Source organism: Micromonospora sp. NBC_00617, assembly GCF_045161355.1.
GTDB lineage: Bacteria > Actinomycetota > Actinomycetes > Mycobacteriales > Micromonosporaceae > Micromonospora.
In genome coordinates, this window is sequence record NZ_CP107751.1 from 359370 (window position 1) to 374181 (window position 14812).

Consider the following 14812-nt stretch of genomic DNA (forward strand, 5'->3'; position numbering starts at 1 on the left):
CGCGGGGGCGAGCGAGCGGCCGTTGCGCGCCGGGCCGACTACGCTGGCGGGGGTTCGTCCCACGGGGACTTCAGCGGCGAGGGGAGACGCGGCATGGCGTGGAGCTGGCGGTACGAGGGCACGGACGGTCAGACGGTGGAGGGCCCGGCGGAGTCGTTCGGCAGCCAGGCCGACGCCGAATCCTGGATCGGTCAGACCTGGCGTGAGCTCGCGGCGTCCGGCGTCACCTCGGTCGCCCTCGTCGAGGACGACCGGGTGGAGTACCGGATGAGCCTGCTGCCCACGGCCGAGTGATGGCCTACGACCGGCCGGGGGCCGACGGGCTGGTGCTCGGCGTGCCCAAGGCGGCGTTCCGGCCCAGCCCGGTCTTCCTCGGCCTGGTCGCGCTCTTCGCGGTCAGCGGGGTGCTGGCCTGGAACGGGTACGGCAGCGTCCGCTTCGACGTGTTCCTGTTCGTGGTGTCCGGCTGGCTGGTGTCGCTCTGCCTGCACGAGTACGCCCACGCGGTGGTCGCCTACCGTGCCGGTGACCGGGACATCGCCCACCGCGGTTACCTGACGCTCAACCCGTTCAAGTACACCCACCCCCTGCTGTCGATCGTGCTGCCGGTGGTGGTGGTGCTGCTCGGCGGCATCGGCCTGCCCGGCGGCGCGGTGTGGGTGGACCGGCACGCCATCGGGGGGCGGCTGCGGCACACCCTGGTCAGCCTCGCCGGCCCGGCGACCAACGTGCTGTTCACGGTGCTGTTGGTGCTGGTGGTGCGGCTCGGTACGCAGTCCGGTGGCCCGGTGGAGTTCTGGGCCGGGGTGGCGCTGCTGGCGTTCCTGCAGCTCACCGCGAGTGTGCTCAACCTGCTGCCGGTGCCCGGCCTGGACGGCGGCAACATGATCCAGCCTTGGCTGAACCCGCAGTGGCGCAGGATGTACGACCTGTTCGCCCCGTACGGCTTTATTCTGCTCTTCGCGCTGTTGTGGAACCCGCGCATCGGCGGCTGGTTCTTCGACGCCGTCTTCGCGGTCGGTGACCTGCTCGGCCTGCCGTCGTGGCTGTACGCCGCCGGCCTGGACCTGATCCGGTTCTGGCGGAGCTGAGCTGAGCTGTCCGGTCCGGCCGGCGCGGGTGCGCCGACCGGACCGGACCCGCGTCAGGGCCGCTCGGCGGGAGACTCGGTCTTCGCCGGGTCCCGCTCGGTGACCGGCTCGACGATCTCGTCGATGGCCTTGAGCAGCTCGGCGTCGAGCTTCACCCCGGCCGCCTTCACGTTGTCGTGCACCTGCTCGGGGCGGGACGCGCCGATGATCGCCGACGAGACGTTCGGGTTCTGCAGGACCCACGCCACGGCCAGCTGGGCCATGCTCAGCCCGGCCTGCTCGGCGAGCGGCTTGAGCTGCTGCACCCGGGTCAGGACGTCGTCGTTCATGAACCGGGAGATGAAGTTCGCGCCAGACTTCTCGTCGGTGGCACGGGAACCGGCCGGCGGCGGCTGCCCCGGCAGGTACTTGCCGGAGAGCACACCCTGGGCCATCGGCGACCAGACGATCTGGCCGATGCCCAGCTCCTCACTGGCCGGCACGACCTCGGTCTCGATGACCCGCCACAGCATCGAGTACTGAGGTTGGTTGGAGACCAGCGGGACGTGCAGCTCCCGGGCGAGCGGGTGGGCCGCCCGCAGCTGCTCGGCGGTCCACTCGGAAACGCCGATGTAGTGCGCCTTGCCGGAGTGCACGACGTCGGCGAACGCCTCCATCGTCTCCTCCAGCGGCGTGCTGTAGTCGTACCGGTGGGCCTGGTAGAGGTCCACGTAGTCGGTGCGCAGCCGGCGCAGGGAGCCGTTGATCGACTCCATGATGTGCTTGCGGGACAGCCCGCGGTCGTTGCGACCGGGCCCGGTGGGCCAGTAGACCTTGGTGAAGATCTCCAGGCCCTCGCGACGTTCGTTCTGCAGCGCCCGGCCGAGCACGTCCTCGGCCCGGGTGCCGGCGTACACGTCGGCGGTGTCGAAGGTGGTGATCCCCGCGTCGAGGGCGGCCCGGACGCAGGCGTTCGCCGCGTCCTCCTCGACCTGTGAACCGTGGGTGATCCAGTTGCCGTACGAGATCTCGCTGACCATCAGGCCGGAACGGCCCAGGTGTCGGAATTCCATGCCCCGACCCTAGCTCCGGTGGATCACGATCGCCGAGCGGCGACTCAGAGCACCGGGTTCGCGTCGGTCAACAGCCGGTCGATCTCCTCGAGCACCGCCGCGCGATCGGGGTGCACCAGGTCGATCAGCGGCTCACCCCGCCGGTCCAGCGCGCCCCATCGACCGCTGCCGCTGCCGCTGCCTACCAGGAACGCCACCGGGTGGATGACCACCATCGGGTACGACGGCTGGACCAGCACCGCGCCGGTCCGGTCCACCACACCGCGCCGACCGGCCACGTCGACGACCGCGAGACCCTCGTCGGTGAAGCCGTCGACCGGACCTGCGTCGGTCAGCTCGGTGACGAAGCCGTGGTATCGGGTCGGCACCACGATCCGGCCGGTCCGGTCGACCGCACCCCAGCCCTCGCGCTTCACCGCGGCCAACCCTCGACGGAACGGCCGTACGTCGGCGAAGTTGGGCGGAACCTGCACCGCGCCGGTCGGGTCGATCGCCGTCCACCCGCCGTCGGTGACCACCCAGGCCAGGCCGTCGCTGAACGGGCGCACCGCCCGGTACGAGGGCGGGATCACCGTCGTACCCAGCAGGTTGATCAGGGACCACCGGTCGGTGTCCGATCGCCGCACCCAGGCCAGCCCGTCGTGGAAGGGCTGCGCCTCGGCGTACCGGGCGGGAATGACAACGTCGCCGGCGTGGTCGAGGTAACCCCACAGCGGTCCGTCGCGGTCCGGCTGCGGGGGCCGGTCCCGGTCGAGCACCTCTTCCCGACTCCGGGGGTACGGCCCAAAGCCGTCGGCCGAAGCTCGCGCGGTGACCGCGTCGAGGGCCACCCGGATCCGGTCCAGCAGCTCGGCGTCGCCGGCCCCGCGCAGGTCGAGCGCCCGCTCGAAGTGGTGGCACGCCTCCATCAGCCGACCCTGGTCATAGGAGCACCGCCCGGCGTGCTCGTGCAGGGCGGCACGCAGCCGGTCGGGCAGTTCGATCGAGTTGGCCTCGGCGAAGAGTTGGTCGGCCTCGGCGTAGTCGCCCCGCCAGCGCAGGACGTGGGCCAGCCGGGCCTGGGCCAGCGCGGTCCGGCGCAGCTCGCCGGTGGCTTCCGCGTAGGTGAGGGCGAGCCGGCCGTCGGCCAACGCGTCGTCGAGGTCGCCGAGGATCCGCGAGGCGACCGCGCGCAGGCTCAGCAGCCGCGCACGGGCCTTGTTGTCCACGGCCGAGCCCAGTTTCTCGGTCAACCGCCGCCGGATGGCCCGCATGGCGTCCGGCTCGGTCAGCTCCTCGCGCAGGGTCACCGGGTCCAGCCGCCAGCGGTACGCGGCCAGGACCTGCTCCGGGTCGCCCTGATCGGCCAGCGAACGACGGGGCGTCTCCGGCGCCGTGGCGGGCGGCGCCGACACCGGCGGGTCCTGGTCGGACGACCCGCTGCGCGGACCGGGAATGCCAGCGAGCGGTACGGCGGAGGCGGGAGACACGGGCGCGGCGGGTGGCGCGGAGACGGGTGCCTGCGCAGCGGGTGGCGCGGAGACGGGTGGTGCGGAGACTGGCGTCGGTGGTGGTGCTTGCGCGGCCTTTGGCGCGGGGGCGGGTGCTTGCGCCGCGGGTGGTGCGGCAGGTGGCGCGGGGACGGGTGCGGGCGGCGGGGCGGGGGCGGGCGGTGCGGAGACCGACGGCGTGAGTGCCGCCGGGTGCACGGCCTCTGGTGCGGACACGGGCGCCGTCGCGGTGGGCGGTTCCGCCGCCGGCTCGGGCGGCGTGCGCGTCGCGTCGGTCGCCGGACCCGACCCGACCGGGTCGGCAATCGTGTCCGGGCTGGTGGTCGATGGGTACGCGCTGTTCGACGCGGGCGGCGCCGAGGTCGGCCGGTCCGACGGTGGGGAGTCGGCGAGGCCGTCCGCCGACGCGTCGGTGGATGCGTCGACGGTCGGCGTGCTTGTCGGGTCGGCGGCGTCGTGGACGTCGTCGGGGGCGAGTTCGTCGTGGTGCGCCGGCGTCTCGGCGTACAGCTCACCGCCGTGCGGACGGTGGATCTCGCCCGATGCCGGCTCGACGGTTGCCGCTGCGTCGTCCGCATCGTCGGCCAGGTCGTCCGACCAGGTGCGTGGGGCACCGGAGACCGGGTGTGCCGGCGGTCCGGAGACCGGCTCCCGTCCGTCGGTCGGGGTCGGCTCGGTGATGGGCTCCACGTGGGTGGCGAGGTCGTCGACCCAGGGGCGACGCTCACCGTCGGCCACCTCCACCGAAGTGGCGGAGCCCGGCGGTGCCGAGACGGGCCGGGTCGAGTCGGGTGGCGCGGGTGTCGGCGGTGCCGAGACGGGCCAGGCCGAGTCGGGTGGTGCCGAGACCGGCCGTGCCACGTCGTGTGGTGCCGAGACAGGCGGTGCCGAGTCGGGCGGGGCGGGGCGTGCGGCGGTCGGGTCGGCTGGCGGTGCGGACACCGGCCGGATCGGTGGTGGGGAGACCGGTTCGGCGAGCGGTCCGGCGATCGGTGTCGCAGCGGCCTCGATGGCCGAGTCGGGTCGTCGGTCGGTTGCGGGGTCGCCGACCAGCGCTTGGGCGGACGCCGCCGACGGGTCCTGCTCGTCCTCGGCGTGTGGCGGCGAGCCGGCCGACCTGCCGCCGAGCTTCCAGTCCTCGGTCGTCTCGACGACGCCGGTGGTCTCGGGTTCCTCGGTCGGTCGCTGGTCCGCTGGTGTCTCGTCCTGGCCGGACACGACCGGCTGGGTGCCGGGGCTGAACCAGGCTTCCGGTCCCCGGGCCAACGCCGCAGCCGGCTCCGCAGGAGCCGGCACGGGCGCTTCCGAGGGCGCCGGGGGCACGTAGCGACGCGGTACGCCCGGGGCGATCGGAAGCGCCGGCTGGGCGTCCGGCGCGGGTGCCGAAGACGTCGGCGTCACGGGGCTGGCGTGCTGCTCCGGCCGCTGCCAGGCCGGTGGGGCGGCCGCCACCGGCGGGCGGTCATCCGCAGGCGGCGAGGGCCGCTGACCGGGTGTGGGGTGCATGGGCTGGTCCTGCGGGGCAGGACGGGCCGGCGGCGCCGGGTGCGGGTGGTTGTCCGGGCCGGGATAGCGCGGTGGCGCGGTGGCGCGCGGGTCGGCAGTCGAAGCCGGTTCGGTGGGTGTGCGGTGCTCGGGCCGCTGCGACGACTCCGGCCGCTCGTCCGAGGCCGGAGGATCCACCGGGGCGGGCAGGAACTCCAGCCGCAGCCGGGCGGCCGGTGGACCGGAGACGGGGACGTCCGCCGGGGAGACCGGTGTGGCCGACACCGGCCGGTCGTGCTCCGCACGAGTGGACGACGTGGACGGTTGCCACCCATGATCCGCCGAGGCGGGGGAGACGGGGGCCGACGACACCGGCCGGTCCCGGCCGGGCGCGGCGGGCGGTGCCGGCGACACCGGTCGCTCCGACGACACCGGACGAACCGGGGTGGTCCGGCCGGTGCTGGGCGCGGCCGGGGAGACGGGTGTGGGTGGGATCGGGATGGTCCGGCCGGTGCTGGGCGCGGCCGGGGAGACGGGTGTGGGCGGGACCGGGGTGGCCCTGCCGGAGGTGGGCGGCGCCGCCGCGGCGGGACGCGCGGGCCGTTCGTCGTACCGGGGCGGCTCCGCCGCTGGCCGCCCGGGTCGCGTCGCCGGCCGTGGCGAAACCTCCGGCTCAGCGCCGCGGTGCGGCTCGGGCCGGTAACCCGGCTCCCGGGTGCGGTCCGGGTGCACCGGACCGGGCGCCGGCCAGGGCAGGCCGCCACCCGACCGGGGGTCGGGCTGCGACCGCGGCTCGCGGTACGCCTCCTCGCCGTACCGCTCCGGCCGGGCGCTCTCGCGCGGGCGACGGTCCGGGTACGCCTCGATGCGGGCTGCCGCCTCGCGGGGTTGCTGCCGGTGCGGCTCGACATCGGGACGGCGGCGCTCATCGTCGTGGCGGGGCTGCTCCGGCGTCTCCGGTTCGGGGCGCCGCCGCCGCCCGCCGTTGGACGTCTGTGGCGGGCCGTATGCCTCGTCGGGCCGGCGCTGCCGGTCGGTGGGCGCACCGGGGCCAGCGTCCACGCGGGACCGGCCGTCGGCAACGCCCCACTCCGAGCGCCGGGCGTCATCGGGCCGGCGTTCCATCCGCCGGGCGTCGTCGGGCCGGCGTTCGATCCGCCGGGCGTCATCGGGCCGGCGTTCCGAGCGGCGGGCGTCGTCGGCAACGCCCCGTTCCGAGCGGCGGGCGTCGTCGGGTAGGCGGTCAGGGTGGCCGTCGGCCCGGAAGCGGGAGTGGCTGTCCACGGGTGCCCACTGGCCGGCCCCCTCGGCGGCCCAGCCGTCGGTCGGGCGGCCGTCGTGGCCCCTGGCCGGTCGAGTGCCGTACCCGTCGCCGGGGTGCCGGTCGTGACTCGCGGCTGGCCTCTCCGACGTGCCGCGTCGGCGCGGCGCCTCGTCCGGCTCGGGCACCCAGCCGGAGTCACTGCGCGGTGCGGGGGAGTAGGGCCCGGGGGAGACGGGTGGCGCTGTCGGATACGCCCGGTCCCGGTCGACCGCCTCGTGTCGGGGCGCACGGCCGTCGTACCGCTCGGACATGGGCTGCTCGCGGTGCCAGGCGGCCTCCCGAGCCGGTCCCCGGTCGTCGGCGGGACGACGGTCGGACCAGGCGGTCCGCCGGTCCGACTCGGGGGAGCGGCGCTCCTCGCGCCGGGGCGGCTCGGGGAGCGGCCGGCGGTACGGCTCATGGTCGTAGTGCGGGGTCTCGGGTCGGCCGTTGTGCGCCGTGTCGACGGGGCGCTCGTCGCTGCGCGACCAGCCGTAGGACGGTGTCTCGCCCGGCTCGTCGTCCGCCCCCCACCGGCCGTTGGGGGCCGGCTCGCCCGGAGGCTCGTCGGCCCAGGAGCGGCCGAGGTAGGTGCCGTCCGGTCGGGTGGGCGCGAGCGGCGGCACCTCGGTACGACCGACCACTGTCGCCCGTCCGCGCGGTGGTGCGGGCTGGTGGGTGACGCCGATGTCGCCGGGGTAGCGCTGGCCGGGGAACTGGGGGTGCCACTCGGTGGTCGGCTCGGCCACCCAGGGCGGCTCGTTCGGGTCCCGCCACCGGTCGGTGTAGCGGCCGTTCATCCGTCGAGCCCGTCGCCACACCCGGCCGCGTGGCCGCTCCCCGTCGACGGTGAGGTGTCCGCGGTCGAGCCCCGCTGGCCCATGGGCGTCCGGTCGCCGCCTGCCACGCCCCGCTGGCCGGCTCGCGTCCGCTCGCTCACGGCGTTGTCACCTCGTTGCACATTGTCGCGCTGGGGCCTCGCGTGCCGGTCGGGTCGCCCGTTCCGGCAGGGCGTGGCTGCGGATGGAGGGTAACGGCGTGGGCTCGTTCACCGCCACTGTGGCACCGTCCACGAGCGCAAACGTTATCCGATGGTTCCGGACATTTAGGCCGATAAGCCAATCTGGCCTTGACGATACCCCACCCGTCGCCGGGGTGGACCGGAACATCGGGTCAGGGATGCTCCATGACGAGGACGGCGAAGGTGCCGGGGACCAGCGCCTCGTACCGGTGCGGTGTGTCGCCGGGGAACGTCGCGTAGTCACCCGGACCGAGGTCCACGGTGCCCGCCTCGGGGTCGACGCGCAGCCGTCCGGCGGCCACCACCACGTGCTCGATGCTGCGGGGGGTGTGCCCGTCCGCCTCCCGGACCGCGCCCGGCTCCAACTCGATCAGGTAGACGTCCCGGCGCAGGTGCGCCGTGCCGGCGCTGAGCAGCGTCCCGGTGAAGTCGGCCTGTTCGGAACGGACCCGGGGCCCCTCCCCGGCGCGGATCACCCGGATGTCGACGTCGGCCGGCTCCACGAGCCGGCTGAACGGTACGCCCAGCGCCATGCCGAGCGCCCAGAGCGTCTCGACGCTCGGGTTGCCGGTCCCCGACTCCAGGTGGGACAGCGTCGACTCGGCCACCCCCGCCCGATGCGCCAGCTCGGCCAGCGAGACACCGACGCGCTCCCGTTCGCGGCGCAGCGCGGCAGCGATGGTGGCCAACGGGGCAGCCGGTTCTCCAGGCATGCGTGTCCGCTCCATTGGATCAACGTTCGCGGTGACGAACAACGGGCGACCTGTTCACCGTGATGAACTACGCGCACGGTACAACGAACAGCCGCTGCCCGGATGCTTCCCGCTGTGCATTGCCCCCAACGCGGCCGGGGCCGCCGCCGGGGCGACGCGGGCTCGCCGAAACCGGGATCAGACCTTGTCGCCGATCTTGACCCGAGGAGCCGGAGCGCGCATGCGCCGGAAGGTGATCGACCGCATCACGGCGTAGAGGTAGAGCGAGCCCATCCGCTGGTCGGTCTTCGGGAAGCGCTCCCGGACCAGCTTGCCGATCTTGCGGCAGATCAGCAGCGAGTCGACGACCACACCCAGGGCCAGCGCGCCCCAGAGCACGTTGGAGATCAGCCGCACCGCCGGCGGCATCGCCGCGTTCGAGCCGATCAGCACGATCAGCGCGCCGCCGAAGAACCAGGTGCCGACGGTGCGCCGGGAGTCGACCACGTTGCGTGCCAGCAGCCGCTCCGGGCCCCGGTCGCGGGGGCCACCCTCGCGGCGGAACTCGGCCGCGGCCTCGGTACGCAGCTGGCGGCGCCGCTCCCGTTCCTCCTCCTTCGTGAGGGGGCGGGTGGGGCCGGCCGGGCGACGGCCGACGGTCGGCCGCTTCGGCGTCTCCCGACCCTTGGCCGGGGTGTAACCCCGGGGACGTTCGGCGGTCTCCTCGGGGGTCACCGAGGTGACGGCCTCGTCGACGAGGTCGGTGGACTTGCGGCGAAAGAGCGACGGCACGCGGCAAGGGTAGCCAACGGTTCGCGCCCGGTGCACATCGCGGTGCACCGGGCGCGGAAGGTGTGACGAGGTTACGGGCGCTCGGCGTGCGCGCCGAGGTCGGCGAGCTTCGCCTCGAAGTCCTCGTAGCCCCGGTTGATCAGGTCGACGCCGTACACCCGGGAGGTGCCCTCGGCCGCGAGCGCCGCGATCAGGTGGCTGAAACCGGCCCGCAGGTCGGGGATGACCAGGTCGGCGGCGTGCAGCTTGCTCGGTCCGGCGATCACCGCCGAGTGCTTGAAGTTGCGCCGGCCGAAGCGGCACGGGGTGCCGCCGAGGCAGTCCCGGTAGACCTGGATGTTGGCGCCCATCGAGTTCAGCGCCTCGGTGTAGCCCAGCCGCTGCTCGTAGACCGTCTCGTGCACGATCGACAGGCCGCGGGCCTGGGTCAGCGCCACGACCAGCGGCTGCTGCCAGTCGGTCATGAAACCGGGGTGGACGTCGGTCTCCAGCGCCACCGCGTTCAGCTCGCCGCCGGGGTGCCAGAAGCGGATGCCGCCCTCCTGGCCCGGGTCGCCCAGCTTCGGCGGCCGGGTGTCGGTGACCTCGTACTCGCCGCCGACGGACCGGAAGATGTTCAGGAAGGTCATCATGTCGGCCTGCTGCGCGCCGAGCACCTCGACGTGGCCACGGGTGGCCAGCGCGGCCGCGGCCCAGCTGGCGGCCTCGATCCGGTCGGGGATCGGCCGGTGGGTGTACCCGTGCAGCTTCGGCACGCCCTGGATCTCGATCACCCGGTCGGTGTGGACCTTGATGATCGCGCCCATCTTCTGCAGGATGCAGATCAGGTCGATGATCTCCGGCTCCACCGCGGCGTTGCGCAGCTCGGTGACACCCTCGGCCATCACCGCGGTCAGCAGCACCTGCTCGGTGGCGCCGACGCTCGGGTACGGCAGGGCGAACTTGGTGCCGTGCAGGCCGTTCGGCGCGGACAGGTGCAGACCCTCGGGCCGCTTCTCGACCGTCGCGCCGAACTCCCGCAGCGCCTGCAGGTGGAAGTCGATCGGGCGCGGGCCGATGTGGCAGCCGCCCAGATCCGGGATGAACGCGCGCCCGAGCCGGTGCAGCAGCGGCCCGCAGAACAGGATCGGGATCCGGCTCGAACCGGCGTGCACGTTGATCTGGTCGGTGCTGGCGCTCTCCACGTTCGCCGGGTCGAAGACGAGCTCGCCGTCCTCGGCGCCGTCGGTCACCTTGACGCCGTGCAGACCGAGCAGACCCCGGACCACCTCGACGTCGCGGATCTTCGGCACGTCGAACAGCCGGCTCGGGCTGTCGCCCAACAGTGCGGCGACCATCGCCTTCGAAACCAGGTTCTTCGCGCCGCGCACGCGGATCCGCCCTTCGAGCGGAGTGCCTCCATGCACGATCAGGACGTCGTCGGTCAACGCAACCTCCAGCGCGTCGGTGCTGCTGTGTCGATGGTGGGGAGCCTGAACTCTGTCGCTACCCCGAATGCGGCCATATCGAAACGGCCCGCTTGCGTCCTCGCCCCGGCAGCATAGCCCTCGGTGACGAAAAGGACTCGGTCACACCGGCGTGTGTGGCATTAATCGGTGATCCGGCACTTTTGCGTACCAAGGACGTCACGGAAAGTGATCACGCGCCCGGCAGGGCGAGCATCTGGTCCAGCGCCACCCGGGCGTGGTGCGCGGTGTCGGCGTCGACCGTGATCTGGTTGACGACCCGACCCGCGACCAGCTCCTCCAGGGCCCAGACCAGGTGTGGCAGATCGATCCGGTTCATGGTCGAGCAGTAGCAGACCGCCTTGTCCAGGAACATGATCTGCTTGTCCGGGTGGGCCAGCGCCAACCGGCGGACCAGGTTCAGCTCGGTGCCCAGCGCCCACGCCGAGCCGGCCGGGGCCGCCTCGATGGTCTTGATGATGTACTCGGTCGAGCCGACGTGGTCGGCGGCCGTGACCACCTCGTGCCGGCACTCCGGGTGGACCAGCACGTTGACCTCGGGCACCCGCGCCCGCACGTCGTTGACGCTCTCCAGGGTGAACCGGCCGTGCACCGAGCAGTGCCCCCGCCACAGGATCATCTTGGCGTCACGCAGTTGCTCCGGCGTGAGCCCGCCACCGGGCTTGTGCGGGTCGTAGAGCACGCAGTCGTCCAGCGACAGGCCCATCTCCAGCACCGCCGTGTTGCGGCCCAGGTGCTGGTCCGGCAGGAAGAGCACCTTCGAACCCTGCTCGAACGCCCAGTCCAGGGCGCGCTTGGCGTTGGACGAGGTGCAGACCACGCCGCCGTTGCGGCCGACGAAACCCTTGATGTCGGCCGAGGAGTTCATGTACGTCACCGGCACGGTCTCGGCGGCGATGCCCAGCTCGGTGAGCGTGTCCCAGGCGGCCTCGACCTGACCCAGCACGGCCATGTCCGCCATCGAACAGCCAGCGGCCAGGTCGGGCAGGATCACCCGCTGGGCGTCCGTGGTGAGGATGTCGGCGCTCTCGGCCATGAAGTGCACGCCGCAGAAGACGATGTACTCGGCGTCCGGCCGGGCCGCGGCCTCCCGGGCCAGCTTGAACGAGTCGCCGGTCACGTCCGCGAACTGGATCACCTCGTCGCGCTGGTAGTGATGCCCCAGCACGAACACCTTGCTGCCCAGCTTCGCCTTCGCCGCCGCGGCACGGGCCACCAGATCCGGGTCGCTGGGCGCCGGCAGGTCGCCCGGACACTCGACGCCGCGCTCGGTGTCGGGGTCGCTGCCCCGGCCGAGCAGCAGCAGAGCCGTCGCCGTGTTGGAGGGTTCCACCCAGGTCGAAGTCACGTAGCCCATGGTCCCACAGCGCGAGCGCGCCGCAGCTCCGCTCAGTGTGGGCTGCCACACTGCTCGACATGCGCGTGCTGCTCTGCCCGGACAAGTTCGCCGGCACCCTGCCCGCACCGGAGGTCGCCGCCGCGGTGGCGGACGGTTGGCGCAGCGTCGCCGACGGTGACGACCTGCTGATCCGGCCACTCGCCGACGGCGGGCCGGGCTTCGTGGAGGTGCTCGCCGAGGCGCTCGGCGGCCGGCGGGTGACGGTGTCGACCGTCGACCCGCTGGGCCGGCCCGCGGCCGGTGAGATCCTGCTCACCGTCGACGGCGCGACGGCCTACCTGGAGAGCGCGCAGGCGTGCGGCCTGCACCTGCTCTCCACGGCCGAACGCGATCCGAAGACCACCACGTCGTACGGGCTGGGTCTGCTGGTGACCGCCGCCGTGGAGAGCGGGGCCCGGACGGTGGTGATCGGGCTGGGCGGCTCCGCCACCAACGACGCCGGCGCCGGCATGCTCGCCGCGCTGGGCGCGACAGCGCTCGACGCCACGGGAGCGGCGCTGCCGTACGGCGGGGCGGCGTTGGCCTCGGTCGACGCCCTCGACGGCGCTCCCCGGCTGCGCGGCGCCCGGCTCGTCGCCGCCACCGACGTGGACAACCCGCTGCTCGGCCTGCACGGCGCGAGCAACGTGTTCGGCCCGCAGAAGGGCGCCGACCGTGCCGACGTCCTGCTGCTCGACGCGGCCCTGGAGCGTTTCGCGGCGGTGCTGGAGCGGGACCTTCCCGGCTGCCCGACGGGGCTCGACGCGCTGCCCGGCGGTGGGGCCGCCGGCGGCCTCGGCGCGGCCATCCTCGCGCTCGGCGGCGCCTGCGAGTCGGGCATCGGCCTGGTCACCCGGGCCACCCGGCTGGACGCCGCGCTGGACACCGCCGACCTGGTGATCACCGGGGAGGGGTCCTTCGACCACCAGTCGCTGCGCGGCAAGGTCGTCGCCGGGGTGGCCGGTGCCGCCCGGGATCGTGGGGTGCCCTGCGTGGTGGTGGCCGGCCAGGTCAGCACCGGTCGACGCGAGGCCGCCTCGGCGGGGGTGACCGACGCGTACAGCCTGGTCGAGCACTTCGGTGGGGAGCACGCCGGCGGGCTCGACGCCGCGTTGAGCCGTCCCGCCGACGGGCTGCGCGAGTTGGGCGCCCGACTGGCCCGGCAGTGGAGCCGCTGAGCGCCCGGCAGTGGAGCCGCTGAGCGCCCGGCAGTGGAGCCGCTGAGCGCCCGGCGGTGGAGCCGCTGAGCGCTCGGCCCACCCGGTCCAGACCGTCGCGTCCGGGCCGACCTGGGGCGTTGGTCCCGCCACGCGGGTACGTCCGGCCGGGGCGGCGTACGATCGGAACTGGACCACAACCGGGAATCACTGGACGGCGCGCGGCGTTGGCCAGTGCGTCCGGACCCAAAACCGCGCAGGGAGACTTCCACGTGACCACGCCAGCGCAGACCGAGTCGACCGAGGCCCAGGCCCCTACTTCCGTCGTCCTCACCGACGTCGCGGCGCAGAAGGTCAAGGCTCTGATCGAGCAGGAGGGCCGCGACGACCTGCGGCTCCGCGTCGCGGTGCAGCCGGGTGGCTGCTCCGGCCTGCGGTACCAGCTCTTCTTCGACGAGCGTTCGCTCGACGGTGACGTCGTCAGCGACTTCGGTGGCGTCGAGGTCGTCGTCGACCGGATGAGCGCCCCCTACCTGTCCGGCGCGACGATCGACTTCGCCGACCGGATCGACGCCCAGGGCTTCACCATCGACAACCCCAACGCGGGCAACTCCTGCGCCTGCGGCGACTCGTTCAACTGAGTCGCGCACCACGCACCACCGACGACGGGGCCGTCCTGCGGGACGGCCCCGTCGTCGTGTCGGGGTGACGGTGGGAGCGGTGCCGCAGCGCCGGTTACCGGCGGGTTGCCGTTGCCCGACCGACCGGACACGTCCGAGTTGCCGGGCCGGTAGGCTGACCGCGCCCTGCTCCCGACCCTGAGGGTTGACATGAAGATCGCCGTGACCGGCTCGATCGCCACCGATCACCTGATGAGCTTCCCGGGTCGCTTCGCCGACCAGCTCATCGCCGATCAGCTGCACAAGGTTTCCCTCTCCTTCCTGGTGGACGACCTGGTGCTCCGCCGTGGCGGGGTCGCGGCGAACATCTCCTTCGGCATGGGGCAGCTCGGGCTGCGCCCGGTACTGCTCGGGGCGGTGGGCGCGGACTTCGCCGACTACCGCTCCTGGCTGGAGCGGCACGGCGTGGACTGTGACTCCGTGCACATCAGTGAGGTGGCGCACACGGCGCGGTTCGTCTGCACCACCGACACCGACATGTGCCAGATCGCGTCGTTCTACGCGGGCGCGATGAGCGAGGCCCGCAACATCGAACTGGCCCCCGTCGCCGACCGGCTCGGCGGGCTGGACCTGGTGCTGGTCAGCGCCAACGACCCGGAGGCGATGCTGCGGCACTCGGCCGAGTGCCGCAGCCGTGGGTACGCCTTCGCCGCCGACCCCTCCCAGCAGCTCGCCCGGATGCCCGGCGAGGACGTGGTGGCGCTGATCGAGGGCGCCGAGTACCTGATGACCAACGACTACGAGAAGTCGCTGCTGCAGAGCAAGGCGCAGCTGACCGACGACCAGCTGCTGGACCTGGTCAAGGTGCGGGTCACCACGCTGGGCAAGGACGGCGTGGAAATCGCCGGCCGCGGCATCGACCCGATCCACGTGCCCATCGCCCGGGAGATCCGGGCGGTCGACCCGACCGGGGTGGGCGACGGTTTCCGGGCCGGCTTCTTCACCGCGCTCTCCTGGGGCGTCGGCCTTGAGCGGGCCGCCCAGGTCGGCTCCCTGCTGGCCACGCTGGTCCTGGAGACGGTGGGCACCCAGGAGTACGACGTCCGCCACGACCTGTTCGTCAAGCGCCTCGCCGAGTCCTACGGCGACGCCGCCGCCGACGAGATCCGCCCCCACCTCCTCCCGTAACCCCACCCCACCCCACCCCCACCCCCCACCCACGCCCCACCCCACCCCACCCCGGCGATCTCGCACTTCCTGTTGCT

The 14812-nt window shown here is 73.4% G+C and carries 11 protein-coding genes; 5 read left to right on the forward strand and 6 right to left on the reverse strand.

The features are described 5' to 3' along the window. The first annotated feature begins 93 nt into the window (after positions 1-93). Both OG505_RS01725 and OG505_RS01730 read left to right on the forward strand, forming a co-directional pair. Positions 94-294, forward strand: coding sequence for a hypothetical protein (locus OG505_RS01725; RefSeq protein ID WP_030337978.1), 201 nt, complete (start codon positions 94-96; stop codon positions 292-294). Next, positions 294-1091, forward strand: coding sequence for a site-2 protease family protein (locus OG505_RS01730; protein WP_405430480.1), 798 nt, complete (start codon positions 294-296; stop codon positions 1089-1091). The genes OG505_RS01725 and OG505_RS01730 overlap by 1 nt, the downstream gene beginning before the upstream one ends. A gap of 53 nt (positions 1092-1144) precedes the next feature. On the opposite strand, the gene OG505_RS01735 is transcribed toward OG505_RS01730, so the two are convergent. The 6 genes from OG505_RS01735 to nadA all read right to left on the reverse strand — a co-directional run bounded on the left by OG505_RS01735 (position 1145) and on the right by nadA (position 11740). Then, the gene (locus OG505_RS01735; protein WP_007463224.1) at positions 1145-2143 is read right to left on the reverse strand and encodes an aldo/keto reductase family protein; all 999 of its coding nucleotides are present in this window, start codon (positions 2141-2143) and stop codon (positions 1145-1147) included. Positions 2144-2187: 44 nt separating this feature from the next. Then, on the reverse strand, positions 2188-7221 hold the full coding sequence (locus OG505_RS01740) for a WG repeat-containing protein (protein WP_405430483.1): 5034 nt from the start codon (positions 7219-7221) through the stop codon (positions 2188-2190). 373 nt (positions 7222-7594) lie between these two features. Beyond that, positions 7595-8155: a helix-turn-helix domain-containing protein gene (locus tag OG505_RS01745; RefSeq protein WP_405430485.1), complete on the reverse strand. Its 561-nt coding sequence runs from the start codon at positions 8153-8155 to the stop codon at positions 7595-7597. Positions 8156-8332: 177 nt separating this feature from the next. Beyond that, positions 8333-8926, reverse strand: a complete 594-nt coding sequence (locus OG505_RS01750) for a DUF3043 domain-containing protein (RefSeq protein WP_405430487.1) — start codon at positions 8924-8926, stop codon at positions 8333-8335. Positions 8927-8997: 71 nt separating this feature from the next. Continuing rightward, positions 8998-10353 (reverse strand): UDP-N-acetylglucosamine 1-carboxyvinyltransferase, encoded by a 1356-nt coding sequence (gene murA, locus OG505_RS01755; protein WP_405430489.1) that lies wholly within the window; start codon positions 10351-10353, stop codon positions 8998-9000. A 211-nt stretch (positions 10354-10564) separates the two neighbouring features. Next, positions 10565-11740, reverse strand: a complete 1176-nt coding sequence (gene nadA, locus OG505_RS01760) for a quinolinate synthase NadA (RefSeq protein WP_405430491.1) — start codon at positions 11738-11740, stop codon at positions 10565-10567. A 68-nt stretch (positions 11741-11808) separates the two neighbouring features. On the opposite strand from nadA, the gene OG505_RS01765 reads away from it, so the two are divergent. From OG505_RS01765 to OG505_RS01775, 3 genes are all read left to right on the forward strand, one after another. Beyond that, a complete protein-coding gene (locus OG505_RS01765; protein ID WP_405430493.1) occupies positions 11809-12948 on the forward strand; it encodes a glycerate kinase in 1140 nt (379 codons plus the stop codon). Between the two features lie 251 nt (positions 12949-13199). Beyond that, a complete protein-coding gene (gene erpA, locus OG505_RS01770) occupies positions 13200-13568 on the forward strand; it encodes an iron-sulfur cluster insertion protein ErpA (RefSeq protein WP_234587006.1) in 369 nt (122 codons plus the stop codon). 189 nt (positions 13569-13757) lie between these two features. After that, a complete protein-coding gene (locus OG505_RS01775) occupies positions 13758-14735 on the forward strand; it encodes a carbohydrate kinase family protein (RefSeq protein ID WP_405430495.1) in 978 nt (325 codons plus the stop codon). The last annotated feature ends 77 nt before the right edge of the window (positions 14736-14812 follow it).